Consider the following 26,174-nt stretch of genomic DNA (forward strand, 5'->3'; position numbering starts at 1 on the left):
CTGTGTAGTGTCCCGCCGCAGTTAGGTGAGGCTTACCTGCATGAGGGGAACCTAAGTGACGGAGCACACGCCCACGACGCACCTGTTCTCGGGAGCGACGGTCGACCACTACGCCGCCGTCGTGACCGCCACGCTCGGCACCCTCGCCGACCGCGTCCGGGTGATCCGCCGCCCCCGGTCGGGCGTTCCCCAGCACGACCTCGAGGAGCTCGTCGGGAGCGTCGACCTCGACGCCCCGCTCGGTGACACGTTCTCCGCGATCAAGGAGACGTCCCGGCTCTACCTCGAGCACGCGGTGTGGTTCCACGAGGCCGGCTACGTCGCCCACCTGAACTGCCCGGTCGCGATCCCCGCGCTGGCCGCGGACCTCCTCGCCTCCGCCGTCAACACCTCGGTCGACACCTACGACCAGTCGACCACCGCCACCCTCATGGAGCGTCGGCTCGTCGCGTGGACCGCCGGCCGGGCCGGTCTCGGCCCCGCCGCGGACGGCGTGTTCACCAGCGGCGGCACCCAGTCGAACCTGCAGGCGCTGCTGCTGGCCCGCGACGAGACGCTGACAAGGCTGCCCAGTCCGCTCCCCGCGGGCGCGCGGCTGCGGATCCTCGCCAGCGGCCAGTCCCACTTCAGCGTCTCGAAGTCCGCCCGCCTGCTCGGGCTGGGCGCCGACGCCGTCGTCCTCGTGCCCACCGACGCGGACCACCGGATGGACCCGGCCGCGCTGCGCGAGGCAGCGGCCGGCGTCCGGGCCGCCGGCGACGTCGTCATGGCGGTGGTCGCCACCGCCGGCACCACCGACCTCGGCCGGATCGACCCCCTCGCCGCGGTCGCCGACGTGTGCGCCGAGCACGGCGCGTGGCTGCACGTCGACGCCGCCTACGGGGGCGCCCTGCTGGTGTCCCGCCGCCGGAGGCACCTGCTGGACGGGATCGAGCGCGCCGACTCGGTGACGGTCGACTTCCACAAGGGCTTCTTCCAGCCGGTCGCCTGCTCCGCGGTGCTGGTGCGCGACGGCGCCACCCTGCGGCACGTCACCCACCACGCCGCCTACCTGAACCCGCGCGGCGAGCGGGCGCCCAACCAGGTCGACCGCAGCCTGCAGACCACCCGCCGCTTCGATGCGCTCAAGCTGTGGGTGACCCTGCGCGCCATGGGTGCCGACGCCATCGGCGACGCCTTCGACACCTGCCTGGACCTGGCCACGCAGGTGCACGCCGACCTCGGAGCCGACCCGCGGTTCGAGGTGCACAGCGCGCCGACGCTGAGCACGGTCCTCTTCCGCTACCGCCCGGTCGGCCCGGACGGTCGGCTGGACCCGGCCGCCGCCGACCGGCTGGTCGCCGGCATCCGCGAGCGGCTCTTCGAGGAGGGCGAGGCGATCGTCGCCCGCACCGTCGTCGACGGGCGCCCGTGGCTGAAGTTCACGCTGCTGAACCCGGGCAGCACCCGCGCCGACGTCCGCACCGTCGTCGACCTGGTCCGCGAGGCCGGCGACGACCTCCTGGGGATCCCCGCGACCCCGGTGCGCGCCCGCGAGGAGGTGCTGGCGTGACCGTCCACGACCTCGTCGGCGTCGGCATCGGGCCGTTCAACCTCGGCCTCGCCGCGCTGAGCGCGCCCGTGCCGGAGGTCGACGGGCTCTTCCTCGACGAGCACGAGGAGTTCTCCTGGCACCCCGGGATGCTCATCGAGGGCACCACCCTGCAGGTGCCGTTCCTCGCCGACCTGGTCACCATGGCCGACCCGACCTCGCCGTACTCCTACCTGGCGTACCTCAAGGCGACCGGCCGGCTGTACCCCTTCTACATCCGCGAGGACTTCCACCCGCTGCGCGCGGAGTACGACGCCTACTGCCGCTGGGTCGCCGAGCGCGTGCCGGGCCTGCGGTGGGGGCGCCGCGTGGAGCGGGTCGAGCACGACGGCGACGTCTACCGGGTGTCCGCGCGCGATATGCGCACCGGCGAGGTCGAGGTGCACCTGGGCCGCCGACTGGTCCTCGGCGTGGGGACGGCGCCCTGGCTGCCCGAGCCGCTGCGCGACCTGCCCGGCCCGGCCTGGCACGCCGCGGAGTACCTCCCGCACAAGGAGGAGCTGCAGACGCTGGGGCACGTCACCGTCGTCGGCAGCGGGCAGAGCGCGGCGGAGGTCTACCTGGACCTGCTGACCGACGCCGACCGGCTCGGCTACCGCGTCGACTGGGTGACCCGCTCGCCGCGGTTCTTCCCCATGGAGGTCACCAAGCTCACGCTGGAGATGACCTCGCCCGAGTACGCCCGCTACCACCACGGCCTGCCGATGGCCCGGCGCGACGCCCTCGCCCGCGAGCAGCGGCACCTCTACAAGGGCATCAGCGGCGACCTCGTCGACGCCGTCTACGACACGCTGTACCGGACCGGACGTCGTGGCGAGGTCCCGACGGCGCTGCTGACCGGCGTCGACGTGTCCGGCGCCGAGTGGGACGCCGGCCGCCGCGAGTACTCCCTGCGGCTGCACCACGCCGAGTCCGACCGCACCGGCACCCGGACGACGCGGGCGCTGGTGCTCGCGACCGGCTACCGCGCGCGGGTGCCCGAGTTCCTCGAGCCGGTCCGCGACCGCATCCGGTGGGACGCCCGCGGCCGCTACGACGTGGCCCTCGACCACTCGGTCGACGTCGCCGGCCGGGAGGTGTTCGTGCAGAACGCCGAGGAGCACACCCACAGCCTCATCGCGCCGGACCTCGGCATGGGCGCCTACCGCAACTCGGTGATCCTCAACGCGATCTGCGGGCGCGAGGTCTACCCGGTCGAGGAGCACATCGCCTACCAGGAGTTCGGCCTCGCCGGGAGCGAGATCCTCTCCTCGGTGGGGGCAGCGCGATGACCGCCGTCCTGCCCTGGTCCGTGCGCACCCGGGTCGGGGCGCTCTCGCTGGAGCCATTGGACCTCGACCGCGACCTCGACCTGCTCCACGCCTGGGTCACGCACCCGCGCTCGGCGTACTGGCTGATGCAGGGCGCCTCCCCCGCCGACGTGCGGGCCGCCTACGCCGCGATCGTCACCGATCCGGACCACGACGCGTGGCTCGGCCGGGTGGACGGCGTCCCGGCGTTCCTCGCCGAGACCTACGACCCGCGCCTGCGGGAGCTCGCCGGGGCGTGGCCGGCCGAGCCCGGCGACGTCGGGATGCACGTGCTGGTCGCACCGCCCGCCGGGGACCCCACGCCGGGCCTCACCTCGGCCGTCATGGCCGCCGTCGTCCGCTTCTGCCTGGACCTGCCCGGCGCGCGCCGGGTGGTCGTCGAGCCCGACGCCGGCAACGGCGCGATCCGGGCGAAGAACCGGGCGGCCGGGTTCGTCGAGCACGGCCCGCTCGACCTCGGGCACAAGACGGCGATGCTGAGCACCTGCACCGCCCGGGCCTTCGCGGGCAGCGAGCTCGCGGGGGTGCTGTCGTGACCGCCGTGGTGGAACGTGCGGGCCTCGGAGCCGAGCACCTGGAGCCCGGGGCGATGGGCCGGGCGCACCGGCACGTCGTCACCAAGGCGCTGTCGGAGTTCGCGCACGAGCGGCTGATCACGCCGGTGCCGGCCGACGGCGAGTCCGACGCCCTCGGCCGCACCCGGTGGTCGCTGACCCCCGCGCCGGGCACCGTCTACCGGTTCGCCGCCCGGGTGCTGCCGCTGGAGCACTGGGACGTCGACCCCGCCTCGGTGACCCGCACCGTGGACGGCGCCGACGCACCCCTCGACGCCCTCGCGCTCATCGACGAGCTGCAGGCCGACCTGGGCATCCCCGACTCCCTCCTCGGCACCTACCTCGAGGAGGTCAGTGCCACGCTCGCCGGAGCCGCGTGGAAGCTGCACTCCCGCCGCGCCGACGCCCGCGAGCTGGCCCGCGCCGACCTGCAGACGGTCGAGCGGTCGATGACCGAGGGCCACCCCGCGTTCGTCGCCAACAACGGCCGGATCGGCTTCGGCCTGACCGACTCCGCCGCCTACGCCCCCGAGGCCGGGACGCCGGTGCGGCTGGTCTGGGTGGCGGCCCGGCGCGCGCTCACCCACCTGGCCTGCGGCGCCGGTGTCGACGAGCGGGAGCTGTACGCGGGCCAGCTCGGCGAGGAGCTGCTGGACACCTTCGCCGGGCGGCTGCGGGCGCTCGGGCTGGACCCGGCCGACTACCGCTACCTGCCGGTGCACCCCTGGCAGTGGGAGCACCGGCTGGCGGTCACCTTCGCCGCGGACCTCGGCCGCCGCGACCTGGTGCCGCTCGGGCACAGCGAGGACCGCTACCAGGCCCAGCAGTCGATCCGGACGTTCTTCGACCTCGACCGCCCCGACCGGCACTATGTGAAGGTCGCCCTGGCGATCCAGAACATGGGCTTCCTGCGTGGGCTCTCGCCCGCCTACATGCGCGCGGCACCGGCGATCAACGACTGGGTCGCCGGGGTGGTCACCGGCGACCCGGACCTCGGCGGGTTCGCGATCCTGCGGGAGCTGGCCTCGATCGGCTACACCGGCGACGCCTACCACCGGATGGCCGCCCGGGGCGTCCGGTCGCCGTTCCAGAAGATGGTCGCCGCGCTGTGGCGGGAGAGCCCGGTGCCGGGGCTCGCCGCGGACGAGCGGGCGATGACGATGGCCGCGCTGCTGCACCGCGACGCCGACGGGCGGTCGCTGGTCGGCGGGCTCATCGCCGACTCCGGCCTCGACCCGCGGGTGTGGCTGCGCAGCTACCTCGACGCCTACCTCCGCCCGGTGCTGCACTGCCTGCTCGCCCACGACCTCGCGTTCATGCCGCACGGCGAGAACGTGATCCTGGTGCTGCGGAACTCGGTGCCGCACCGTGTCCTCATGAAGGACATCGGCGAGGAGGTCGCCGTCTTCGGGGACCGGCCGCTGCCCGCCGACGTCGAGCGGGTCCGCGTCGACCTGCCCGACGACGTGCGGCTGCTGTCGGTGTTCACCGACGTCTTCGACGGGTTCCTGCGCTACCTGGCCACGGTGCTGGACACCGACGGCCTGCTCCCGGCCGACGAGGTCTGGGGCGTCGTCGCCGAGTGCCTGCTGGACCACCGCGAGGCGCACCCCGAGCTGCACCGGCGGTTCGACCTGTTCACGCCTGAGTTCGCGCACTCCTGCCTGAACCGGCTGCAGCTGCGCAACACCCTGCAGATGGTCGACCTCGCCGACCAGGCGTCCTCGCTGCAGTACGCCGGGACGCTCGCCAACCCGGTCGCGCCGTACGGGCCGCCCCGGTGACCGAGCACGTCGCGCGCGAGAGGCTCCACGAGGTGCCCCGGGACGACTGGGGGATCCCGACGATCCGGGCGGGGTCGATCGACGACCTCGCGTGGGCCCAGGGCCGGGTCACCGCGATCGACCGCGCGTGGCAGCTCGAGGTGGAGCGGTGGCGCAGCGAGGCGACCCTGGCCGCACACGTCGGCGCCAGCGAGATCGAGTGGGACTCCTTCGCCGCCCGCGCCCGGCTCGACGACACCGCGCGCCGCTGCTTCGACGCCCTCGACCCGGAGACGCAGCGGTGGGTCACCGCCTACGTCGAGGGGGTGCGCGACGGGCTGGCCGAGGGCGCGGCCCGCTCCCCGGAGCTGCAAGCCCTGGGGTTCCCGGGCGGCGGGCTCGGTGAGTGGCGGCCCTGGACGCCGCTGGGCATCTTCTCGGTCCACCACGTCCTGTTCGGCTCTCTCGGCTCCAAGGTGTGGCGCGGGCACCTGCTGCGGTCCTTCGGCCCGGGGCTCGGCCGCGAGCTGGCCGGGGCGCTGGGCCTGTGCCCGCCCGACGGCAGCAACGCGGTCGCGGTCACCGGCTCCCGGACGGCGTCCGGGCTGCCGCTCGTGGCCGGCGACCCGCACCGGCTGCTGGAGCGGCCGGGCATCTACCAGCAGGTGCACCTGGTCGTGGACGGGGCGGCTGGGGCGGGAGGCAGCACGATCGACGTCGTCGGGCTGGCCTTCCCCGGCGTGCCCGGCGTCGCCCACTTCGGGCACACCGGCACGGTCGCCTGGGCGGTCACCAACGCGATGGCCGACCACCAGGACCTCTACCGCGAGCGTCTGCGCCGCGACGGCGACCGGGTGCTGGCCCTCGGACCCGACGGCGAGGAACCTGTCGAGGTCGCGACGGTGGAGCTGGCCGTCCGCGACGCCGAGCCGGTGTACGTGGAGATCCTCGAGACCGCGCGCGGCCCGGTCGTCGTCCCCTCCTGGGAGACCGACGGCGGGGAGCGCGAGGCGCTGAGCCTGCGCGCGCCGAACCGGGTCGACGCCGCCCAGGGCTTCGAGGCGCTGCCGCTGCTGCTGCGGGCGCGCAGCGCGGCCGACGTCGAAGCGGCGCTGGCCTCGTGGGTGGAGCCGGTGAACAGCTACCTGATCGCCGACACCACCGGCGACGTGCGCCAGCTGGTCGCCGGCCGGGTGCCCGACCGCGCCGAGGCCAACCGCTGGCACCCGGTGCCGGCCTGGGAGCCCGCGTCGGCCTGGCGGGGCACCGTCGATCTCCCGGCCGGTCTGCGCGTGACCGACGACGCGCCCTGGGACGGCGTCGCGGTGACCGCGAACGACGAGCGGCCCGACACCGCGCCGTACGGCACCGCCTTCGCCCGGCCGCACCGCGCGGCCCGCATCCGCGCCCTCGTCGGCGACCGCACCGGGCTCACCCCCGACGAGCTCGTCGCCGTCCTGCTCGACACCGCCACCCCCGCCGCCGGTCTGCTGGATCTCCTCGCCCGCACCGACGGGCCCGCGGCCGGCACCGCCGCCGCCGACCTGCGGGCCGAGGTCCTGGCCTGGGACGGCCGGATGGACGCCGACAGCATCGGCGCCGGTGCGTTCGCCGCCTGGCGCTCGGGGCTGGTGCGCCGGGTCCTGGGGCTCACGGTGCTCGCGCCGCTGCACCGGCCGGCCGGTGTCCCCGGGGTCCTGGCGCCGTGGCTGTCCCCCGCCGAGCGGGTCGGGACGTCGCTGGAGCGGCTGCTCGACGTCCTCCCCGGCCTGGGCGTCGACGTGGTCGCGCTCGTCCGTGACGCGCTGGCCGACGCCGCGAGCGACCCCGCGCCGGCGTGGGGCGCGACCCACCGGCTGCACACCGTGCACTCCCTCGACGGCACGCCCTGGCAGGACGCCGCCGTCCGGCCCGCCGACGGCACCCCGCTGCCCGGCGACACCGACTGCGTGCGGGCCACCGTGTCGCTGCCCGGGCTCACCGACCTCTGCCTGCGCGGATCGGTCGCCCGCTACGTCTGGGACCTCGCCGACCGCGGCCGCAGCCGGTGGGTGGTGCCGCTGGGTGCCGACGGCGCTCCCGGCCCGCACGCGGAGGACCAGACCCCGCTGTGGGCCGGCGACTCCTTCGTCCCCGTTCCCCCCACCCGTCAGGAGATCCCGTGACCGACGCCCGCCTCGCCGAGGGCACCTCCCCGTTCGGAGACGGCCGCACGATGCAGGTGCGCCGGCTCGACCCCGCCGGCGACGCCCCCCTGGTGCACTCCTGGGTGCGCGAGGAGCGCGCCCGGTTCTGGGGCATGACCGGCCACACCGTCGAGCAGGTCCGCGACATCTACGCGTTCGTCGACTCGCTCGACACCCACCACGCCTACCTCGTGTCGGTCGACGGCGCCCCGGTGGCGCTGCTGCAGACCTACCAGCCGGGCGAGGACCCGGTCTCGGAGGTCTACGAGGTGCAGCCGGGCGACCTCGGCATCCACCTGCTCCTGGCGCCGGCGAGCGCTCCCGAGCCGGGCTTCACCGAGCGCCTGGTGGCCGCGCTGGGCGCGGTCGTGCTGCTGGACCCGTCGGTGCAGCGGGTGGTGGTGGAGCCCGACGCCGGCAACGAGCGGGCGGGCGACCGCGTCCGCCGGACCGGATTCGACCTGGGCCCGCAGGTGGACCTGGGCGAGAAGCGGGCCCAGCTCGCCTTCCTCGACCGGGCCACGCTCGAGGCGCTGGCCCCCGCGGGGGTCTAGGGCCGCCGCACGCGGTGGCGGTGGAAGACCACGCCTGAGTCGAAGCTGCGGGTCTCGACGAGATCGAGTTCCACGCGGCGCTCGTTCCGGGAGAAGTACGGGAGGCCACCGCCGACCAGCACCGGGTAGACCCGGACCCGGTACTCGTCGATCAGGTCCAGATCGGCGGCCTGGGCGGCGAGGGTCGCCCCGCCGACGGCGATGTCGCCGTCGCCGGGCTCGGCCCGCAGCCGCTCGATCTCCTCCGCCAGGCTCCCGGTGGCCAGCCGGGCGTTGCCCTCCACCGCCGACAGCGAGCGGGAGAACACCACCTTGGGCAGCTCCCGCCAGAGGTCGGCGAACTCCTGCTGCAGGGCATCGAGGGCCGGCGCCCGATCGGGCTCCCAGTAGAGCATCGACTCGTAGAGCCGCCGGCCCAGCAGGTGCACGCCGGCCCCCCGGACCTCGTCGGTGGCCAGGCGGAAGACCCCCTCGTCGGGACCGCCGAAGTCGAAGCCCCCGTCGGGGCCGACGACGAAGCCGTCGAGCGAGGTGCTGAGCGAGTAGGTGACGCGGCGCATCAGGGGTTCTCCTCGAGGTCGGGTCCGCCGGTAGGACCGCCGGACCCGGCAGGACTCATCGCCGCGTCGACCGCCGTTCGGAACCGGGCGTACTGCTCGGCCCCCCGACGCGGTGGGCCCGGAGGACGGTCCACCACCCGCGGCGCCTGCACCACCTCGTCGGGTGCGAACTGCTCGCGGGTCAGGTCCACCTCCCGCCCGTCGGGCAGGCGGTTCCACCAGTGCACCCCCTGCCGGGAGCCGTCGGGGCGCACCACCTCGGCGAGCAGCAGGTCCCCGCCGAGCACGTCCTGCACCGTGAGCGCGGTGACCCCGCACTGACCGCGCGCCGGGTTGCCCGGTGTCCAGTCGGCGAGATCGACGTCGTCGCAGGTCTCCCGCGACCAGGACGCCCGGACGGCGGCGGTCAGCTCCCTCAGGGTGGTCACCCGCGCAGTCTCCCGCCGGCCACCGACAGTCAGGCCAGCAGCAGCCGGTCGACCGCGTCGACCAGGAAGTCCGCGTACTCCTCGACGCTCCAGCCACGGACCCGCACGAGGTTCGTGATGGGCTCGTGGGTGAACAGCGCCCAGGCGATCTCCGTCGCCCGGTCGGCGTCGAGTCCCTCCCGGAGCCACGGCTCGAACGAGCCGATGAGCAGCCGCTGGTCGGCCAGGCGCCGGCGCTCGTACTCCGCCCAGACCTCCGCGATGTCCGGGTCCCCCGCAGCAGCTGCGGCGAAGACCTCGATCATCGGCACCGTCTGCCGGACGAACCGCACCACCAGCTCGCGCACGGCGGCCAGCTTCCCCGCGCGGTCCGTCGCCTCGACCGGGGCGACGAACGCCGCGCGCTGGGCGAGCGGCGTCTCCTCGTCGTCGCCGACGACCGCCCGGTCGACACAGGCCAGGAGCAGCGACGCCTTGCTGCCCTGCCCGAAGACCGTCTGCACCGAGACCCCGGCCGCCGCCGCGACGTCCTTCATGGTCGTCGCCGCATAGCCCCGCTCCAGGAAGCAGCGGGCCGCCGCGTCGAGCACCGCCGCGCGCGTGCGCTGCGCCTGCTCGGCCCGCAGCGGGGAGTTGTAGATCCTCTTGCGCTCGGTCATGGGTTCACTCTACCGTGCCGCTATTCGTTGCAGTGCTACTCCAACCAATGAGGTGATCCCCATGACCGCCACCATCCCGACGACCGTCCCCCAGGTGATGCTCCCCGGGCAGGCCGCCGCGCCCGAGGGCCCCGTCGACATCGCGCCGATGTACCTGATGCACCACGCCTTCCGCCGCGACGTCCACGCCTTCGCCGCCGTCGTGCCGACCGTGGCCGCGACCGACCGGCGGCGCTGGGCCCGGATCGCCCGGCGGTTCACCTTCTTCACCACGATCCTGCACAAGCACCACTCCGGAGAGGACCGGGCGATGTGGCCCCTGCTCGCGGAGAAGGGCGCGGACACCGCCGTCCTGGACGCCCTCCAGGCCGACCACGCCGGCATCGACCCGCTGCTGACCTCGCTCGACGCCGGTCTGCGCGCCCTCGCCGGCGGCAGCGGCGACGCGGCGGACCGGGACCGGGTGACCGACACCGCCGTCCGGCTGCGCGACGCGCTCCTGGCCCACCTCGAGCGCGAGGAGCGCGACGGCATGGCCCTGGTGCAGCGGCACCTCGTCCAGGAGGACTGGGACCGGCTGGACCGGGAGGTCTTCCAGAAGGACTACACGGCGTTCGAGGTCCCCGCGGTCGCCGGATGGGTCGCCGACGGCCTGTCCGACGAGGACCTGCGGCGCATGCCGGACGCCGGTCCGGTGCTCCTGGCCGTCGCCCGTGCGATGGGCCGCCGCAACGCCCGCCGCGACGCCCGCGTCTTCGGTGGTGCCCGGTGACCGCGACGAGCACCCCCACGAGGAAGGACCGCGCGCTCACCGTCGTCACCAAGTACGCCGCGAAGGTGCACGTCACGCTGGCGCGCCGATCCGGCGGGCGGCTGGTCCGTACCTTCCGCGGCGGGGACCTGCTGCTGCTGTCCCACACCGGGCGGACGTCGGGGCGGACGTACACCACGCCGGCGCTCTTCGTCCGCGACGGGGAGGACTACGTCGTGGCCGCGTCCAACGGCGGCATCGACTCCGAGCCGCAGTGGTGGCTGAACCTCCAGGCCGACCCCCGCGGCGCGGTGGAGATCGGCGGACGGCGCACCGAGGTGCTCGCCAGTCAGGTGTCCGAGGCCGACCGGCAGCGGCTCTGGGACGCCCTCATGGCCAAGTGCCCGACCTACGACGACTACCAGTCCACGGTCTCCCGCCGGATCTCCCTCGTCCGGTTGTCCCCGGTCGGCTGAACCCGGTTACCCGGTCCGCCACCATGAGCGGGTGAGCGATCCCCTCGCGCCGGGCGCCTCCGACATCGGCGAGTACCTGGTGAGCTGCCGCTCGTTCGACGAGTACCGGGCCATGTTCGGGCTCACCGACGACGACCTGGCCGGCCGGGTGCTGGACTGCCCCGGCGGCGGAGCCGGGTTCACCGCGGTGGCGCGGGGGATCGGCGTGCGGGCCGTCGCGGCGGACCCGGTGTACGCCACCGCGCCCGAGGAACTCCTCGCACGGCTGCGCGAGGAGCTCGAGCGGGGCAGCGCGTGGACACGGGCGCACGCGTCCCGCTACGTCTGGTCCGCCTACGCCGGCGGACCGGAGGAGCACGCCCGCGTGCGAGCGGAGGCAGCGGGCCTGTTCGCCACCGACCTGCTCGCCCGGCCGGACGGCTACGTGGCAGCGGCCCTGCCGCACCTGCCCTTCGCCGACGACAGCTTCGACCTCGTGCTCTCCTCGCACCTGCTGTTCACCTACGCCGACCGCATCGACACGGCGGCCCACGAGGCGGCGCTGCGCGAGCTCGTGCGGGTCAGCCGCGGCCGGGTGCTGGTCTACCCGCTGGTCGACCAGGCCGGACGGGCCGTGCCCGACCTGGTCGACCGGCTCTCGGCAGCCCTGGGCGCCGACGGCGTCCGGGTCCGCGTGCGGGGCACCGACTACGAGTTCCAGCGCGGCGCCCGCCAGCTGCTGGAACTCAGCCGGCCGTGACCGCCAGGACCGGCTCCTCGGGCTCGGCGAACTGCGTCCGGTACAGCTCGGCGTAGCGGCCACCGGCGGCGAGGAGGTCCGCGTGCGTCCCGCGCTCGACGATCCGCCCCGCCTCCAGCACGAGGATGCAGCCGGCGGCGCGCACCGTGGAGAGCCGGTGCGCGATGACGATCGCCGTCCGGCCGTCGAGGGCCTCGTCCAGCGCGGCCTGCACCGCGGCCTCCGAGGTGGAGTCCAGGTGGGCGGTGGCCTCGTCGAGGAGCACCACCCGGGGGCGGGCGAGCAGCAGGCGGGCGATGGTCAGCCGCTGCCGCTCGCCGCCGGAGAGCCGGTACCCGCGCTCGCCGACCACCGTGTCCAGCCCGTCGGGCAGCGCGGCCACCAGGTCGGCCAGCCGGGCCCGGGTCAGGGCGGCCCACAGGTCGTCGTCCGTCGCGTCGGGGGCGGCCAGCAGCAGGTTGGACCGCAGCGACTCGTGGAACAGGTGCCCGTCCTGGGTGACCAGCCCCAGGGTCCGGCGGATCGCGGCGAACGACAGGTCCCGGACGTCGACCCCGCCCAGCCGGACGGCGCCGGAGTCGACGTCGTAGAGCCGTGGGAGCAGCGAGGCGATGGTCGACTTGCCCGCGCCGGACGAGCCGACGATCGCCACGACCTGGCCGGGCTGCACGGTGAAGGACACGTCGTGCAGGACGTCGACCCCGCCACGCGAGTCCAGCTGGGCGACGTCCTCCAGCGAGGCCAGCGACACCTTGTCCGCGGACGGGTAGCCGAAGGTGACGCCGTCGAACTCCACCGACACCGGGCCGTCGGGCACGTCGAGGGGGTCGGGCCGCTCGCGCACCAGCGGCACGAGGTCGAGGACCTCGAAGACCCGCTCGAAGCTGACCATGGCCGAGGAGACGTCGACGCGGGCACTGGCCAGCGCGGTGAGCGGGGCGTAGAGGCGGGTGAGCAGCAGCGCGAGGGCGACCACGGAACCGGCGTCCAGCGAGCCGCGCAGCGCGTAGAACCCGCCGAGCCCGTAGACCAGCGCCAGGGCGAGCGCCGACACGAGCATCAGCGCGCTCACGAACGCCCACTGCACCATCGCCGTCCGCACGCCGATGTCGCGCACCCGGCCCGCCCGCGAGGCGTACTCCGCGGACTCCCGGTCCGGCCGGCCGAACAGCTTGATCAGCGTCGCGCCGGGCGCGGAGAACCGCTCGGTCGTCTGGTCGGTCATGGCCGCGTTGTGGTCGGCCGCGGCGCGGCCGAGGTCGGCCAGCCGGGCGCCGATCCGGCGGGCCGGGAACAGGAAGGCCGGCAGGAGCAGCAGCGACAGCACCGTCACCTGCCACGACAGCGTGAGCATGACCGCGCCGGTCAGCACGAGGGTCACGGTGTTGCTGACGACGCCGGCGAGGGTGTCGCTGAACGCCCGCTGCGCCCCGATGACGTCGTTGTTGAGCCGGGAGACCAGCGCGCCGGTGCGGGTCCGGGTGAAGAACGCGACCGGCATCCGCTGCACGTGGTCGAAGACGGCGGTGCGCAGGTCGAGGATCAGCCCCTCGCCGAGGCTGGCCGAGAGGTACCGGCCCACCAGCGACAGCGCCGTCCCGGCGACGGCGATGACGGCGATGAGCACCGCGAGCCGGACGACCACCGACACGTCGCTGCCCTCGACGATCTCGTTGACGACCATGCCGGCGAGCAACGGGGTCGCCACCGTCAGCACGGCCTCGACGACACCCACCCCGACGAAGGCGGCGATCCGGCGCCGGTGCGGACGGGCGAACTCGCGCACCCGCCGCACGGTCGCCCACGAGAAGGGACGCCGCTCGGTGCGGCCGTGCATCGCGTTCGACATGGCCGACCAGGCCGACATCTCCATGCTCACCCGCCGACCGTAGGAGCTCCAGTGCACTGGAGGTCAACGACCGTTCTTGCCCATCTGTGCGGAATGGCGGTTCTGCACGGTGCAGAACCGCCATTCCGCCCCGGGGAGGAGGACGTCAGCGGGCGGCGCCGAGAGCGTCGGCCAGCCGGTGGTGGGCGGCGGCCTCGTCCTGCCGGCTCTGCCGCTCCAGCGTGCGGGCCAGCGCGCGGCGGGCCCACGCGTTGGACGGCGCCAGCTCCACGAGCCGGCCGAGCGTCTCCTCGGCACGGTTGAGCTGCGCGGAGCCGAAGTAGCTGCGGGCGAGGAGCTCGAGCGCGGCCTCGTTGGCCGGCTCGGCCTCGACCACCGGGACCAGGATCCGCGCGGCCTCGGTGGGCTGTCCCATGGAGAGGAACAGGTCGGCACGCAGGTACTCGGAGTGGAGGTCGGTCTCGAACTGCTGGGTGGTCACGCCCGCTGAACGCAGACGCCCGTCGGCTATTCCCGGGCCGGTCGTGCACGTCCGGATGGTGCGCATCCGTCTCGTGCGGCGGCGGCGAAGAGCAGGTGTCCGCCGAACCTCTGCGAGGAGGCCGCCATGACCCTGCATCTCTCCCGCCCCGCCTGGACCCACCGATCCGGCGCGCACGCCCTCTCCCCCGGCGAGCGCGTGCCGGTCGTGCACCGCGCCGGCGCCCTGGTCGTCGCCGCGGCCATCACCGTCTTCGGTGTCCTGGGCTTCCTGAACGGGCTCGACTTCTTCTCCACCGACGGCGACCGCGTGCTGGGGCTGAGCTCCAACGGCCTGCTGTCCACGATCTCCCTGGTCACCGCCGCCGTGCTCGTCGCCGCCGCACTGCGCGGACCGCGGGTCGCCTCGACCGTGATGATGGTCGTCGGCTCGCTCTTCCTGCTCTCCGCGCTGGCCAACCTCGCGGTGCTGGAGACCGACTGGAACATCTTGGCCTTCCGCTTCGCGAACGTCGTCTTCTCCGTCGTCGCCGGGCTGGTCCTGCTGCTGCTCGGCGCCTACGGGCGGGTCAGCGGGAACCTGCCGGCCGACAGCCCGTACGCACGCGACCGCGACGACGACCCGGAGCCGGTCGACGAGTCGCCGTCCACGCCCGCGGAGTACGAGGCGGAGCGGGCGATGCGCGACGCCGAGGTCGCCGTCGTCCAGCACCTCGCCACCCCCGACCAGCAGCGGCGGGTCGAGGCGATGGCCCAGGTCACCTCGCGGGTCGACCGGCGCCGGGTCTGGATGTCGTTCGACCGGTGAGCGCGGGGCGTCCGGGCACGTAGCCTCGCTGCCGTCATGAGCACCCCGATCCGCGACCGCGCCGACGCCTGCCCGGGCGCCCTGCAGACCCACGCGGCCGCCGACGGCGGGCTCGCCCGCGTGCGGGTCCCCGGCGGGCTGCTGTCCGCCGGTCAGCTGCGCGTGGTCGCGGGGGCCGCCCGGGAGCTGGGGGACGGCGCGCTGGAGCTGACCAGCCGCGGCAACCTGCAGCTGCGCGGCCTCGCCGACGGCGCCGAGGTGGAGCTCGGCGACCGGCTGGCCGCGGCCGGCCTGCTGCCCAGCGAGACGCACGAGCGGATCCGCAACGTGCTGGCCAGCACGCTGTCGGGCCGGGTGGCCGGCGGCGCCCTCGACGTCACCCCGTGGGTCGCCGCGCTCGACGACGGACTCTGCGCCGACCCGGCCCTCGCCGGGCTGCCCGGCCGCTACCTCGCCACGCTCGACGACGGCCGCGGCGACGTCGCCGGTCTCGGTGGGGACGTCGGGCTGGTCGCGCTCGACGCCGGCACGGTCGCGCTCACCCTGGCCGGCGCCGACAGCGGACTCCGGTGCACCCCGGCAGACGCGGTCGACCTGGTCCTCGCCGCCACCCGCGCCTTCCTCGCCGAGCGCACCGCCCAGGAGAGCACCGCCTGGCGCCTCGCCGAGCTGGACGACGGCCCCGCCCGCGTCGTGGAGCGGGTGGCGACCTCGATGAGCGTCTCGCGCGCGAAGGTGCAGGGACTCCCGCGCGCCGAGGTCTCGTCGGCCGCTGGGGTGGTCCGCCAGCTCGACGGCCGGACGGCGCTCGTGGCGGTCGTCCCGCTCGGCCGGCTGACGACGTACCAGGCGGAGCTCCTCGCCGACACCTCGGCCGGGACCCTGCAGGTCACGCCGAACCGTGCGGTCGCCGTCCCCGACCTGCCGGACGGCGCCGCCGCCTCCGCGCTGACCGCCGCCGGCCTGGTGCTCGACCCGGAGAGCCCGTGGCTGCTGGTCACCGCGTGCGCCGGCCGGCCCGGGTGCGCGAAGTCGCTCGCCGACGTGCGGGCCGACGCCACGCACGCCGTCGCCACCGCCACGCTGCCCGCCGACGGCGCCCGCCAGCACTGGGCCGGGTGCGGACGCCGCTGCGGCCGTCCCCGCGGCGAGGTCGTGGACGTCGTCGCGACCGGCAGCGGCTACGCGATCGGCACGTCCGCCGGCTGAGCCCAGGGCACACCTGCGGACGCTCGTGCTCTGCCCACCCCCAGTGGGCAGAGCACGAGCGAGCGCGGGACTACTCCCGGTCGGGGTCGGGGAAGCGGGCGCCGGCCGGGATCTCGGCGCCGTCGTCGACCCGCACACCCCGGCCGAGCAGCGTGATCTCGCCCTCGCCGCCGACCGAGGCCCCGCTCCCGATGTCCACGGTGTCGTCGACGACGGCCCGCGTCACCCGCGCCCCCGCCCGCACCCGGACGCCGGGCAGCAGCACCGAGTCCACCACCGTGGCGCCCTTCTCCACGATGACGCCGGGCGAGAGCACCGACCCGCGGACGTCGCCGGACACCCGGGTCCCACCGGACAGCAGGCTGTTCTCGATCCGCCCGTCGTCCAGCACCCGGGCGGCGCTGTGCCGGCCACCGCGGGTGTGCACCGGCCACGACCGCTCGTCGAGGTCGATGGGTGGCTCCTCGGCGAGGAAGTCCTGGTGGGCCTCCCAGTACGACGTCACGGTGCCGACGTCGCGCCAGTAGCCGTCGAACCGGAACGCGCGGGCGGCGCCGTCCCGGGTCTGCGCGGGGAGCAGGTGCGAGCCGAGGTCCTCGAGGCCGTCCTCCCCCACCTCGTCGGCGAGCGCCTCCAGCCGGTCGAGCGTCGGCCCGGGGGTGAACACGAACACCTCGTTGGTCGCGGTCGTCGTCGCCGGCTCGTCGGGCTTGTAGGCGTAGTCGGTGACCTGCCCGTCGTCGCCGACCCGCACGATGCCGTAGCGCGCGGCGTCGTCGGCGGCGACCTCGGTCGTGACCATCGTGACCTCCGCGCCGGACCCGAGATGCGCGTCGACGACGTCGCGGTAGTCCAGCTTGTAGACCGCGTCGGAGCTGACGACGACGAGCGCATCCGGGGCGGACCCGCGGATCAGCTCGGTCTGCCGCCACAGGCCGTCGGCGGTGCCCTCGGTCCAGCCGCCGCGCTCGCTGCCCTGGAACGGCGGCAGCATCATCAGCCCGCCGGTGGTGCGGTCCAGGTCCCAGGGTCGGCCGTTGGCCAGGTGCTCGGACACCGACTGCGGCTGGAACTGGACCGACACCCACACGTCGGCGATCTGCGAGTGCTCGCAGTTGGACAGCGGGAAGTCGATCAGCCGGTAGACGCCGGCGAACGGGACGGCGGGCTTGGCTCGGGTCTCGGTCAGCAGCTCGAGGCGGTTGCCCTTTCCGCCGGCGAGGACGAGGACGAGGACGCGGGGAAGGGCCATGCCCCGTCCGCTACCCGCTCCGGCGGGCGCTGCACCCGCGCCACGTAGCCTCCTGGCCGATGTACGCCTACGAGAAGGACGGCGCCGAGATCTACCGGCAGTCGTTCGCCACCATCCGCGCCGAGGCCGACCTGGCCGGCCTGCCCGACGACGTCGCCCGGGTCGTCGTGCGGATGATCCACGCCTGCGGGCAGGTGGACCTGGTGCCCGACGTCGCCTTCTCCCCCGCCGTCGTCTCCCGGGCCCGCGCCGCCCTGGACGCCGGCGCCCCGGTGCTCTGCGACGCGAAGATGGTCGCCTCCGGCATCACCCGCCGGCGGCTGCCGGCCGGCAACGACGTGGTGTGCACGCTGGACGACCCGCGGACCCCCGGCCTCGCCGCCGACCTCGGCACCACCCGGAGCGCGGCCGCGCTGGAGCTGTGGCGCGACCGGCTCGACGGCGCAGTCGTGGCCATCGGCAACGCCCCGACGGCGCTCTTCCACCTGCTCGAGATGCTCGCGGCCGGTGCGCCGCGGCCGGCCGCCGTCCTGGGCATCCCGGTCGGCTTCATCGGCGCCGCCGAGTCCAAGGACGCGCTGGCCGCCACGGACCTCGAGCACCTGGTGGTGCGCGGCCGGCGCGGCGGCAGCGCCATGGCCGTCGCCGCGGTCAACGCGATCGCGAGTGATCAGGAGTGACCGGGCGTCTCTACGGCGTGGGGCTCGGCCCCGGCGACCCCGAGCTGGTGACGGTCAAGGCCGCGCGGCTGATCGGCGCGGCCGACGTCGTCGCCTTCCACGCCGCCCAGCACGGCCGCTCGGTGGCCCGCGCGCTCGCGGCGCCGTACCTGCGCCAGGGCCAGGTCGAGGAGCTGCTGGTCTACCCGGTGACCACCGAGACGACCGACCACCCCGGCGGCTACCAGGGCGCGATCGACGAGTTCTACGAGGCCGCCGCCGCTCGCCTGGCCGCGCACCTGGACGCCGGCCGCGACGTCGTCGTCCTCGCCGAGGGTGACCCGCTCTTCTACGGCTCGTACATGCACATGCACAAGCGGCTGGCCCACCGGTACCGCACCGAGGTCGTGCCCGGCGTGACCAGCGTGAGCGGTGCCGCCGCGGCCGTCGGCCGGCCGCTGGTCGAGCGCGACGAGGTGCTGACCGTGCTCCCCGGCACGCTGCCCACCGAGGAGCTCGCCGAGTGGCTGGCGACGACCGACTCGGCCGCGGTGATGAAGCTGGGCCGCACCTTCCGGTCGGTGCGCGACGCGTTCGAGGCCGCCGGCGTGCTGGACCGGGCGCTGTACGTCGAGCGGGCGACCACCGAGCGCCAGCGCACCATGCCGCTGGCCGAGGTCGACCCCGACACGGTCCCCTACTTCTCGCTCGCGCTGCTGCCCAGCCCGCTGACCGAGCCCACTCCCGGCCCCGAGCAGTACGACGAGGACCGGCCGCGCACCGGCGAGGTCGTCGTGGTGGGCCTCGGCCCCGGGCAGCGCTCGTGGACGACGCCGGAGGCCGCTGCCGCGCTGGCCGCCGCCGACGACCTCATCGGCTACGGCCCCTACCTGGACCGGGTGGAGGTCAACCCGCGGCAGACCCGGCACCCGAGCGACAACCGGGTCGAGGCGGAGCGGGCCGCGCACGCCCTTGAGCTCGCGCGGTCCGGCCGGCGGGTGGCCGTGGTCTCCAGCGGCGACCCCGGCGTCTTCGCGATGGCAGCGGCGGTGCTCGAGGTGGCCGACCGGCCGGAGTTCGCGGGCGTCGCCGTCCGCGTGCTCCCCGGGCTGACCGCCGCGCAGGCGGTGGCCTCCCGGGTGGGCGCGCCGCTGGGCCACGACTTCGCCGTCATCAGCCTGTCCGACGTGCTCAAGCCGTGGGACGTCGTCCTCGACCGGCTGCGGCACGCGGCGCAGGCCGACCTCGTGCTGGCGCTCTACAACCCGCGGTCCAAGGCGCGCCCGCACCAGCTCGGGGAGGCGCAGAAGGCCCTGCTGGACGTGCGCGACGCCGAGACGGTGGTCGTGGTCGGCCGGGACGTCGGCGGGCCGGAGGAGAGCGTGCGGGTCACGACCCTCGGCGACCTCGACCCCGACACCGTCGACATGCGCTGCCTGGTGCTGGTCGGCTCCTCGCGCACCCGGGTCGGCCCGGGCGGCGCGGTCTACACCCCGCGGACCTACCCGGCCTGACGCGGCTCGTCACTGCGCGGGCCGAGTGTTCCGGCCGCGGGGGTCACCCGCCGCGACCCCTTGACCGACTCGAAGGCGGCCTCGAACCCCACGGTCGCGTCCGGGTCCAGCCGCGGGTCGGTGGTCAGCCCCTTGTCGCCGTCGCTGAGGATGAACCAGAAGTCCGTCTGCACGCGCTCCGGCGTGACGTCGAGGACGGCGAACCCGTGCCCGATGCCGTCGATGTACCGCACCCAGGGGTTGGCGGCCCGCCCCTGGGCGATGGCGTCGGTCGCCGCCTGCACCGAACCGAGGACCTCCTTGAACCCGTCACTGGTCACCGCCGGGCAGACGAACTCGACGCCCACGCTGTTGCCGTCGGACGGGTAGGCGGCGAGGTCACGGGGCAGGTCGATGGCCCACGACGAGTGGATGTCGCCGGTCAGGACGACCGGGTCGGACTGCGTGCCGGCCATCGCCTCCAGCAGCGTCTGCTGGTCGGCCTGGTAGCCGTCCCACTGGTCGGTGCTGAACACCGTGCCCGCCGCGAACGGCGAGTTCACCCGGGCGAACACGGTCTGGTTGCCGACCAGGTGCCAGTCGGTCCGGCTCTCGGTGAGACCGCTGGTCAGCCAGGCCATCTGCTCGGGCTCGGGGAGGTGCCGGGCCGGGTCGGCCAAGGCCGGGTTCGGGCCGCCGTCCACCGCCGCGGGCACCTGCTGGCTGCGGTTCTGCCGGGTCTCGATCACCGACAGCTCGGCGAGGTCCCCGAACCGGAACCGGCGGAAGAACTGGGTGCCCTGGTGGGGCTCGGGCTGCCAGCTCTCGGGCTCCCGGATCGGCATCCACTCCAGGTACGCCTGGTAGGCGGCCGCCTTGCGGGCGAGGTAGTCGCCCTCGGGGCGGATGCCGGGCGGGGAGCCGGGCGCGGTGTAGTCGGTGTCCGGGTCGTCCTGGGTCTCGTGGTTCTCGGCGCCGGTGGCGTAGCTGTCGTTGGCCACCTCGTGGTCGTCGAGGATCGTGATCCACGGGAAGCGCGCGTGCGCCGACTGCAGGTCGGGGTCGGTCTTGTAGAACGCGTGACGCAGCCGGTAGTCCTGGAGCGACAGGACCTCCTCCGGCGGCTGGGTGTCGCGCACCCCGGCGAGTTCCGGTGGTCCGTAGCGCTCCCCGGTGCCGGAGGCCCCGCCCTCGGCCGGACCGTTGCCGTACTCGTAGACGTAGTCACCGAGGTGCAGGACGAGGTCCAGGTCGCCGCGCGCGGCGACGCCGCGGTAGGCGGTGAAGTACCCGCCCGTGTAGTTGCTGCACGACACGAAGGCCAGGCGCAGCGCGTGCGTCGTCCCGGGTTCGTCCGGGGCGGTCTGGGTCCGCCCGACCGGTGACGTCGCCCCCTCCCACCGGAACCGGTAGAAGTACCGCGTGTAGGGCTCCAGGTCCTCGACGACCACCTTCACCGTGTGGTCCCGGGACTTGTCGGTGCGGGTGCTGCCCGAGGCGATGATGTCGGAGAACTCCTCGTCGGCGGCGACCTCCCAGTCCACGGAGACGTCGGGACCGAGGCCGCTGCCCGGGGTCGCCTCCTCGGTGGGCGTGACCCGCGTCCACAGCAGCACCGCCGTGCCGGTCGGGTCGCCGCTGGCCACCCCGAAGGCGAAGGCGTCCGACCGGGCCGCCGAGTCCACCCGCTCGCGGGCGTCGTCGGAGGTGCAACCCCCCAGGAAGGTCATCGCGGCGGCCGCCAGGCCACCCTGCAGGACGGCGCGCCGGCTGAGCGGTGTGGACAACGGTGTCGACATGCCGGAGAGCATGTCCGGTGCCGGTGGTCGGGAGAAGACCTCCGGGCGCACGCCGGGCGACGCGCCGGGGGCGGGAATGCCGATGAGGTCGTTCGCCTTGCGAAGCTTCGTGCCCTCCCCGACGCTCTCGCGCACCCCCGCGTTCTGGACGGCGACGGGTCTGCTGCTGCTCGCCCTGGCCGCCTCGGGGGTGCCGACGCCGCTGTACCGCGTCTACTCCGAGCGCTTCGACTTCGGCCCGGGCACGCTGACCGTCGTCTTCGGCATCTACGCGTTCGCCCTGCTGGTGGCGCTGCTGGTCGTCGGCGGGCTGTCCGACCACGTCGGCCGCCGCCCCGTCCTCGCGGGCGGGCTGCTGCTCATGGCGTCGGCGATGGTCGTCTTCCTGGCCGCGGACGGCGTCGGCTGGCTGCTGGCCGCGCGGGTCGTGCAGGGCGTCTCGATGGGTGCGCTCACCGGGACCCTCGGCGCGCTGCTGCTGGACACCCAGCGGCCGGAGCGACCGCTCGGACCCCTGGTCAACAGCGCCGCCCCGGGGCTCGGGCTGTCCATCGGCGCGGTCGGCGCGGGGCTGGTCGTCGAGTACGTCGCCGAGCCCACCGACTGGGTGTTCACCGTGCTGGCCGTCGCCCTCGTGCTCGCCGCCGCCACCGTGCTGCTGCTCCCCGAGACCTCGCCGCGCGCGCCCGGCGCCCTGGCCTCGCTGCGCCCCGCCGTGCGGGTGCCGCGCCCGCAGCGGCCGGCGTTCCTGCTGGCCCTGCCGGTCCTCGTCGCCGCCTGGGCGCTCGGCGGGCTCTACCTCTCCCTCGGCCCCTCGCTGGCGGCGACGGTCTTCGGCCTCGAGGACCACCTCGTCGGAAGCCTGCTCGTGCTGGCGATGCAGGGCTCGGCCGCCCTCGGTGCCGTGCTCGGCCGGACCGTGGAGCCGCAGCGGGCGATGGTCGGCGGCGCCTCGGTCTTCGCCGCCGGGGTGCTCGCCACGATCGCCGCCCTGGTGACCGGGTCGGTCACCGTCCTGTTCGTCTCGGCGGTCGTCTCCGGCCTCGGCTTCGGACTCGCCGTCCTCGGCGCGATCTCCACCACGACCGCCGGGGTCGCCCCCGCCGACCGCGCCGGACTGCTCTCGGCGTCGTTCGTGGTCGGCTACCTCAGCTTCAGCGTCCCGGCGATCGTCGCCGGCACCGCCGCGACGTCCGTGGGGCTGGAGACGGTGGCCGAGGTCTACGCCGCCGTCTGCGTCGTCCTGGCCCTGCTCGCCGTCGTGGGCGTGCGGCGCAACCGGCGCAGCGTCCGGCTCGCCGGCGCCGACGTCGTGGAGCCCGCGCAGCCAGTCGCCGCCTGAGCGCTCAGCGTCCCGGGTAGGGCGTGGCCTTCAGCGCCCGCGCCAGGGAGGCGGCGTTCTCCGCCAGCGTCGACGTCGTGGAGGCAACCGCCTCCGGGGTCTCGTCGAGGTCGAGGTAGTCGCGGCTGCCCATCGCCTCGTCGTTCCAGTACGTCCCGCCCTGCGCCGGGATCGTGAAGCCGATGTCGTTGAGGCCCTGCATGAGGTCGGCGGTGATCTTGTGCGCGCCGTCCTCGTTCCCGACCACGGCGGTGACGGCGACCTTGCCCGTCACCAGCGGCCGGCCCGAGTCGTCGGTCTCGGACAGCTCGCCGTCCAGCCGCTCCAGCACCCGCTGGGCGACGCTGCTCATGTGCCCGACCCACGTGGGCGTGGCCACCACGAGGATGTCGGCGGCCATCATCCGCTCGCGGATCGCCGGCCAGGCGTCGCCCTCGCCCATGTCCACTTCGACGCCCGGCTTCACGTCGTGGTCCACGACGCGGACGACGTCGCCGGTCACGCCGTGCTCCGCCAGCGCGTCGAGCACCTCGCGGGCCATCTTCTCGCTGCTCGACGGCTTCGGGGACGGCGAGAGGGTGCAGATCAGGGCGAGGGCGGTCAGCGGCGGCGCGGTCTCGGTCATGCACTTCCTCGTGCCCGGTCCGGTTGCCCGTCACACGTCGGCGAGCAGGCTCCTGACCTCGGCCGGGGTGCCGGCCACGGCCGCCGCACCGGCCGCGCGCAGCTCGTCCGGCGCCGGTCCCCAGCCCGCACCGATGCACGGCAGCCCGTGCGCCGCGGCACCGAGGACGTCGTGCTCCCGGTCGCCCACCAGCACCGGCCGCCGCCCCTCGGGATGTGCCGCGAGCGCGGCGGCCACCACCTGCGCCTTGTGCCGGACGGCGCCGTCGAGGGTCGCGCCGTGCACGGAGGCGAAGCAGCCGGCCAGCCCGGTGTGCTCGAGCACCCGCACGGCGAACGGCTCCGGCTTGCTCGTGGCGACGGCGAGCACCGCGCCCTCCTCGCGCAACTCCGCCAGGAGCTCGGGCACGCCGTCGTAGACGGTCACGTCGAGGAGGGCGCCCGCGGAGTAGTGCGCGCGGTAGGCGGCGACGGCCCGCGGCACGTCGCCGGCCGGGACGCCGAGGACCAGCGCGAACCCGTCCTGCAGGGGCGGGCCCACCATGTCGCGCAGCTGCGCCGGGTTCGGCTCCGGGAGGCCGAGGTCCGCCGCGGCCACCCGCACCGAGGCCCAGATGCCCGGCGTGGAGTCGACGAGGGTGCCGTCCAGGTCGAACAGCACCAGCCGCCCGTTCAGCGCTGCTGCACCGACTCGAGGAAGCCGTGCACCCGACGGCGCAGCTCCGCCGTCCGCTCGGCCACGACCTCGTCCGGGTCGCGCTCCCGCAGCCACTGCGGGATCTCCGTGCGCACCCGCTGGGCGCAGCCCAGGTCGGCGCAGATGTAGGTGCCGACGGTGTTGCCGTTGCGGCCGGCCTCACCGACCCGGCGGGCGGTGAACAGCGAGATCGCATCGCCGGGCTGGGCGGTCTGGCAGAGCAGGCACATGGCCGCCGTCCGGCCGGACATCTTCGTGTCCGCGGCGCGCAGCGAGATGCCCACCGGCCGGCCCTCGCCGGGGACGACGAGGTAGCCGCGCAGCGGTGCCTTCGCGTCGCGCCAGCCGAGCAGCTCGAGGTCCGCCCACGGCAGCTGGTCGAGGTCGCGGGGCAGGGTGACCGCGTTGGCCTCGCCCTTGGAGCAGTTGACGAACGACCGCCGGATCTGGGGCTCGGTCAGGGGTTCCACGTCTGTCGATTCTCCGCCAGCCAGTCCAGCGCTTTCTCGACGGTCGGGGCCACCGGGACGCCGGCCGGCAGGGGTGGTCGCCGGACCAGCACCACCGGCACGCCGAGCGCCCGGGCCGCGGTGAGCTTGGCCGCCGTCATCGCGCCGCCGCTGTCCTTGGTGACCAGCACGTCGACCGCGTGCTCGCGCATGATCGCCGTCTCCTCCTCGACGGTGAACGGGCCGCGGGCGAGGACGACGGTGGTGCGGGCCGGCACCGGCACCTCCGGCGGGTCGACCGAGCGCACCAGCACCGCGCCGGTCAGCCCGGCGAACGCGGCGAGCCCCTGCCGGCCGGTGGTGAGGAAGACCGAGCGCCGGCCGGCCACCGCGGCCGCCGCCTCGTCCAGGTCGGACACCCAGCTCCAGTCGTCGCCGGGCCCCGCCGTCCAGCCGGGGCGCTGCAGCCGCAGCAGCGGAGTGCCCGTGGCCGCGCAGGCCGCCGCGGCGTTGCCCGTCATCCCGGCCGCGAACGGGTGGGTGGCGTCGACGACGACGTCGACCTCGGCCAGCGCCTCCGCCAGCCCCTCGACGCCGCCGAATCCGCCGACCCGCACCCGGCCCGGCGGCAGCACCGGGTCGGCGACCCGCCCGGCCAGCGAGCTCAGGACGTCGACGCCGGACTCGACCAGCGCGGTGGCCAGCCGCCGCGCCTCGCCGGTGCCGCCGAGGACCAGCACGCGGCCGGGCCCTGTCATGGTTCGCTCCCGCGGGGCGCTCCGCTCCTCGCTCGTCCCTCGCTGCGATGCTCACGCCCCTGTCCGCTCACGGGCGAGGTCCAGGCATGCTGGACCCGTGAGCAGGGAGGGCAGCGGGCTGCGGCACGGCTGGACGACGGGCGCGTGCGCGACCGCCGCGGCCACCGCCGCCTACACCGCACTGCTCACCGGCGAGTTCCCCGACCCGGTGCAGATCGACCTGCCGAACGACAAGCACCCCTCGTTCGCGCTGGCCCGCGAGGCGCTGGTGCCCGGCGCCGAGGCGACCGTGGGCATCGTCAAGGACGCCGGCGACGACCCCGACGTCACGCACGGCGCCCTGGTCTCCTCGCGGGTCCTGCTCGGCGAGCCGGGCAGCGGGGTGGTGTTCCGCGCCGGGTCGGGCGTCGGCACGGTCACCAAGCCGGGGCTGCCGCTCGCGGTGGGCGAGCCGGCGATCAACCCGATGCCGCGGCAGTTCATCTCCGAGCACGTGGCCGCGGTCGCCGCGCGGCACGGCGGCACGGGTGACGTCGTCGTCGAGGTGTCGGTGGCGGACGGCGAGGAGCTGGCCCGCCGCACCTGGAACCCGCGGCTGGGCATCCTCGGCGGGCTGTCGATCCTCGGCACGACCGGCGTCGTCGTCCCGTACTCGTGCTCGTCGTGGATCGACTCGATCCGGCGCGGCATCGACGTCGCCCGCGCGGCCGGCCGCACCCACGTCGCCGGCTGCACCGGGTCCACCAGCGAGCGGGTGGCGCAGGAGCTGCACGGCCTGCCCGAGGACGCGCTGCTCGACATGGGCGACTTCGCCGGCGCGGTGCTCAAGTACCTGCGCCGGCACCCGGTGCCGCGGCTGACCGTGGCCGGCGGCATCGGGAAGCTGGCCAAGCTCGCCGAGGGTCATCTGGACCTGCACTCGGCCCGCTCGCAGGTGTCGTTCGAGGCGCTGGCCGGGCTGGTGCGCGACGCGGGGGGCACACCCGGGCTGGTGGCGGGCGTGCGCGGCGCGAACTCCGCGCTGGACGCGCTCCAGCAGTGCGCGGCCGCGGGGTTCCCGCTGGGCGACCTGGTGGCGGCGGGCGCCCGGGAGACCTCCCTCGGCGTGCTCCGCGGCGCCCCGGTCGAGGTCGACGTCGTGGTGATCGACCGCGCCGGCACGATCGTCGGCCGCGCCGGCTGAA

General features: G+C 75.0%; 26 protein-coding genes. 15 read left to right on the forward strand and 11 right to left on the reverse strand.

Translation table 11 applies throughout. The features are described from left to right. Positions 1-55: 55 nt before the first annotated feature. From N555_RS0108465 to N555_RS0108490, 6 genes are read left to right on the forward strand one after another with little or no spacing between them, the layout of a single operon-like run. On the forward strand, positions 56-1,552 hold the full coding sequence (locus tag N555_RS0108465; RefSeq protein ID WP_034509389.1) for a pyridoxal phosphate-dependent decarboxylase family protein: 1,497 nt from the start codon (positions 56-58) through the stop codon (positions 1,550-1,552). Then, positions 1,549-2,862 carry a lysine N(6)-hydroxylase/L-ornithine N(5)-oxygenase family protein gene (locus N555_RS0108470; protein WP_029431063.1) on the forward strand — a complete coding sequence of 438 codons (1,314 nt, stop codon included), beginning with the start codon at positions 1,549-1,551 and terminating at the stop codon, positions 2,860-2,862. Before N555_RS0108465 ends, N555_RS0108470 begins: the two co-directional genes overlap by 4 nt. Then, the gene (locus N555_RS27845; protein WP_051683849.1) at positions 2,859-3,437 is read left to right on the forward strand and encodes a GNAT family N-acetyltransferase; all 579 of its coding nucleotides are present in this window, start codon (positions 2,859-2,861) and stop codon (positions 3,435-3,437) included. Before N555_RS0108470 ends, N555_RS27845 begins: the two co-directional genes overlap by 4 nt. After that, a complete protein-coding gene (locus N555_RS25760) occupies positions 3,434-5,239 on the forward strand; it encodes an IucA/IucC family protein (protein ID WP_029431065.1) in 1,806 nt (601 codons plus the stop codon). The genes N555_RS27845 and N555_RS25760 overlap by 4 nt, the downstream gene beginning before the upstream one ends. After that, positions 5,236-7,383 carry a penicillin acylase family protein gene (locus N555_RS0108485; protein ID WP_156036260.1) on the forward strand — a complete coding sequence of 716 codons (2,148 nt, stop codon included), beginning with the start codon at positions 5,236-5,238 and terminating at the stop codon, positions 7,381-7,383. The genes N555_RS25760 and N555_RS0108485 overlap by 4 nt, the downstream gene beginning before the upstream one ends. Further along, on the forward strand, positions 7,380-7,958 hold the full coding sequence (locus N555_RS0108490; protein WP_197028934.1) for a GNAT family N-acetyltransferase: 579 nt from the start codon (positions 7,380-7,382) through the stop codon (positions 7,956-7,958). Before N555_RS0108485 ends, N555_RS0108490 begins: the two co-directional genes overlap by 4 nt. Here N555_RS0108490 and N555_RS0108495 read toward each other — a convergent pair. The 3 genes from N555_RS0108495 to N555_RS0108505 are packed head-to-tail and all read right to left on the reverse strand — an operon-like array spanning position 7,955 to position 9,605. Further along, complete coding sequence (locus tag N555_RS0108495; protein WP_029431068.1) at positions 7,955-8,518, reverse strand: dihydrofolate reductase family protein; 564 nt, start codon at positions 8,516-8,518, stop codon at positions 7,955-7,957. The two genes, N555_RS0108490 and N555_RS0108495, sit on opposite strands and share 4 nt — an antisense overlap. Continuing rightward, the gene (locus N555_RS0108500; RefSeq protein WP_051683850.1) at positions 8,518-8,946 is read right to left on the reverse strand and encodes a YunG family protein; all 429 of its coding nucleotides are present in this window, start codon (positions 8,944-8,946) and stop codon (positions 8,518-8,520) included. The genes N555_RS0108495 and N555_RS0108500 overlap by 1 nt, the downstream gene beginning before the upstream one ends. A 29-nt stretch (positions 8,947-8,975) precedes the next feature. Continuing rightward, on the reverse strand, positions 8,976-9,605 hold the full coding sequence (locus N555_RS0108505; RefSeq protein WP_051683851.1) for a TetR/AcrR family transcriptional regulator: 630 nt from the start codon (positions 9,603-9,605) through the stop codon (positions 8,976-8,978). A 61-nt stretch (positions 9,606-9,666) separates the two neighbouring features. Between N555_RS0108505 and N555_RS0108510 the strand changes: the two genes are divergently transcribed. The 3 genes from N555_RS0108510 to N555_RS0108520 are packed head-to-tail and all read left to right on the forward strand — an operon-like array spanning position 9,667 to position 11,571. Beyond that, positions 9,667-10,377, forward strand: coding sequence for a hemerythrin domain-containing protein (locus tag N555_RS0108510; RefSeq protein WP_051683852.1), 711 nt, complete (start codon positions 9,667-9,669; stop codon positions 10,375-10,377). Further along, the gene (locus N555_RS0108515) at positions 10,374-10,832 is read left to right on the forward strand and encodes a nitroreductase/quinone reductase family protein (protein WP_051683853.1); all 459 of its coding nucleotides are present in this window, start codon (positions 10,374-10,376) and stop codon (positions 10,830-10,832) included. Before N555_RS0108510 ends, N555_RS0108515 begins: the two co-directional genes overlap by 4 nt. Positions 10,833-10,863: 31 nt before the next feature. Then, positions 10,864-11,571, forward strand: coding sequence for a class I SAM-dependent methyltransferase (locus tag N555_RS0108520; protein ID WP_231502658.1), 708 nt, complete (start codon positions 10,864-10,866; stop codon positions 11,569-11,571). Here the strand turns inward: N555_RS0108520 and N555_RS0108525 are convergent. Both N555_RS0108525 and N555_RS0108530 read right to left on the reverse strand, forming a co-directional pair. Next, positions 11,558-13,444 carry an ABC transporter ATP-binding protein gene (locus tag N555_RS0108525; protein WP_197028950.1) on the reverse strand — a complete coding sequence of 629 codons (1,887 nt, stop codon included), beginning with the start codon at positions 13,442-13,444 and terminating at the stop codon, positions 11,558-11,560. The genes N555_RS0108520 and N555_RS0108525 overlap by 14 nt on opposite strands. A gap of 121 nt (positions 13,445-13,565) precedes the next feature. After that, positions 13,566-13,901 carry a tetratricopeptide repeat protein gene (locus N555_RS0108530; RefSeq protein ID WP_231502659.1) on the reverse strand — a complete coding sequence of 112 codons (336 nt, stop codon included), beginning with the start codon at positions 13,899-13,901 and terminating at the stop codon, positions 13,566-13,568. A 126-nt stretch (positions 13,902-14,027) separates the two neighbouring features. On the opposite strand from N555_RS0108530, the gene N555_RS0108535 reads away from it, so the two are divergent. Then, a complete protein-coding gene (locus N555_RS0108535) occupies positions 14,028-14,708 on the forward strand; it encodes a DUF4383 domain-containing protein (RefSeq protein ID WP_029431076.1) in 681 nt (226 codons plus the stop codon). Positions 14,709-14,744: 36 nt separating this feature from the next. Next, complete coding sequence (locus N555_RS0108540) at positions 14,745-15,917, forward strand: nitrite/sulfite reductase (RefSeq protein ID WP_029431077.1); 1,173 nt, start codon at positions 14,745-14,747, stop codon at positions 15,915-15,917. A 70-nt stretch (positions 15,918-15,987) separates the two neighbouring features. Here the strand turns inward: N555_RS0108540 and N555_RS0108545 are convergent, their stop codons facing one another. Continuing rightward, positions 15,988-17,169 carry a glucose-1-phosphate adenylyltransferase family protein gene (locus N555_RS0108545; RefSeq protein ID WP_029431078.1) on the reverse strand — a complete coding sequence of 394 codons (1,182 nt, stop codon included), beginning with the start codon at positions 17,167-17,169 and terminating at the stop codon, positions 15,988-15,990. Between the two features lie 59 nt (positions 17,170-17,228). Between N555_RS0108545 and N555_RS0108550 the strand changes: the two genes are divergently transcribed. Both N555_RS0108550 and N555_RS0108555 read left to right on the forward strand, forming a co-directional pair. After that, complete coding sequence (locus N555_RS0108550) at positions 17,229-17,849, forward strand: precorrin-8X methylmutase (RefSeq protein ID WP_029431079.1); 621 nt, start codon at positions 17,229-17,231, stop codon at positions 17,847-17,849. Further along, entirely contained in the window at positions 17,846-19,342 is a 1,497-nt protein-coding gene (locus N555_RS0108555; RefSeq protein ID WP_029431080.1) for a precorrin-2 C(20)-methyltransferase, read from the forward strand. The genes N555_RS0108550 and N555_RS0108555 overlap by 4 nt, the downstream gene beginning before the upstream one ends. Here N555_RS0108555 and N555_RS0108560 read toward each other — a convergent pair. Next, positions 19,330-21,120, reverse strand: coding sequence for an alkaline phosphatase D family protein (locus tag N555_RS0108560; protein ID WP_029431081.1), 1,791 nt, complete (start codon positions 21,118-21,120; stop codon positions 19,330-19,332). The genes N555_RS0108555 and N555_RS0108560 overlap by 13 nt on opposite strands. A gap of 82 nt (positions 21,121-21,202) precedes the next feature. Between N555_RS0108560 and N555_RS0108565 the strand changes: the two genes are divergently transcribed. Beyond that, complete coding sequence (locus N555_RS0108565) at positions 21,203-22,462, forward strand: MFS transporter (protein WP_231502660.1); 1,260 nt, start codon at positions 21,203-21,205, stop codon at positions 22,460-22,462. Positions 22,463-22,466: 4 nt separating this feature from the next. Here the strand turns inward: N555_RS0108565 and N555_RS0108570 are convergent, their stop codons facing one another. The 4 genes from N555_RS0108570 to N555_RS0108585 are packed head-to-tail and all read right to left on the reverse strand — an operon-like array spanning position 22,467 to position 24,990. Next, entirely contained in the window at positions 22,467-23,087 is a 621-nt protein-coding gene (locus N555_RS0108570) for a flavodoxin family protein (protein ID WP_029431083.1), read from the reverse strand. Positions 23,088-23,117: 30 nt separating this feature from the next. After that, positions 23,118-23,747, reverse strand: coding sequence for an HAD hydrolase-like protein (locus N555_RS0108575; RefSeq protein ID WP_231502661.1), 630 nt, complete (start codon positions 23,745-23,747; stop codon positions 23,118-23,120). Positions 23,748-23,758: 11 nt separating this feature from the next. Next, on the reverse strand, positions 23,759-24,253 hold the full coding sequence (locus N555_RS0108580) for an FBP domain-containing protein (protein ID WP_029431085.1): 495 nt from the start codon (positions 24,251-24,253) through the stop codon (positions 23,759-23,761). Next, entirely contained in the window at positions 24,241-24,990 is a 750-nt protein-coding gene (locus N555_RS0108585; RefSeq protein ID WP_034509396.1) for a cobalt-precorrin-6A reductase, read from the reverse strand. Before N555_RS0108585 ends, N555_RS0108580 begins: the two co-directional genes overlap by 13 nt. A gap of 97 nt (positions 24,991-25,087) precedes the next feature. Between N555_RS0108585 and N555_RS0108590 the strand changes: the two genes are divergently transcribed. Beyond that, on the forward strand, positions 25,088-26,173 hold the full coding sequence (locus N555_RS0108590) for a cobalt-precorrin-5B (C(1))-methyltransferase (RefSeq protein ID WP_029431087.1): 1,086 nt from the start codon (positions 25,088-25,090) through the stop codon (positions 26,171-26,173). Position 26,174: the final 1 nt, after the last annotated feature.

The sequence above is a fragment of the Blastococcus sp. URHD0036 genome (genome assembly GCF_000701365.1).
Lineage (GTDB): Bacteria > Actinomycetota > Actinomycetes > Mycobacteriales > Geodermatophilaceae > Trujillonella.

Coding starts and splice junctions, on each gene's coding strand:
- N555_RS27845 (WP_051683849.1), top strand. CDS start 2,859: ATGACCGCCGTCCTGCCCTGGTCCGTGCGCACCCGGGTCGGGGCGCTC.
- N555_RS0108495 (WP_029431068.1), bottom strand. CDS start 8,518: ATGCGCCGCGTCACCTACTCGCTCAGCACCTCGCTCGACGGCTTCGTC.
- N555_RS0108505 (WP_051683851.1), bottom strand. CDS start 9,605: ATGACCGAGCGCAAGAGGATCTACAACTCCCCGCTGCGGGCCGAGCAG.
- N555_RS0108510 (WP_051683852.1), top strand. CDS start 9,667: ATGACCGCCACCATCCCGACGACCGTCCCCCAGGTGATGCTCCCCGGG.
- N555_RS0108525 (WP_197028950.1), bottom strand. CDS start 13,444: ATGGAGATGTCGGCCTGGTCGGCCATGTCGAACGCGATGCACGGCCGC.
- N555_RS0108535 (WP_029431076.1), top strand. CDS start 14,028: ATGACCCTGCATCTCTCCCGCCCCGCCTGGACCCACCGATCCGGCGCG.
- N555_RS0108540 (WP_029431077.1), top strand. CDS start 14,745: ATGAGCACCCCGATCCGCGACCGCGCCGACGCCTGCCCGGGCGCCCTG.
- N555_RS0108545 (WP_029431078.1), bottom strand. CDS start 17,169: ATGGCCCTTCCCCGCGTCCTCGTCCTCGTCCTCGCCGGCGGAAAGGGC.
- N555_RS0108550 (WP_029431079.1), top strand. CDS start 17,229: ATGTACGCCTACGAGAAGGACGGCGCCGAGATCTACCGGCAGTCGTTC.
- N555_RS0108560 (WP_029431081.1), bottom strand. CDS start 21,120: ATGTCGACACCGTTGTCCACACCGCTCAGCCGGCGCGCCGTCCTGCAG.
- N555_RS0108565 (WP_231502660.1), top strand. CDS start 21,203: ATGAGGTCGTTCGCCTTGCGAAGCTTCGTGCCCTCCCCGACGCTCTCG.
- N555_RS0108570 (WP_029431083.1), bottom strand. CDS start 23,087: ATGACCGAGACCGCGCCGCCGCTGACCGCCCTCGCCCTGATCTGCACC.
- N555_RS0108585 (WP_034509396.1), bottom strand. CDS start 24,990: ATGACAGGGCCCGGCCGCGTGCTGGTCCTCGGCGGCACCGGCGAGGCG.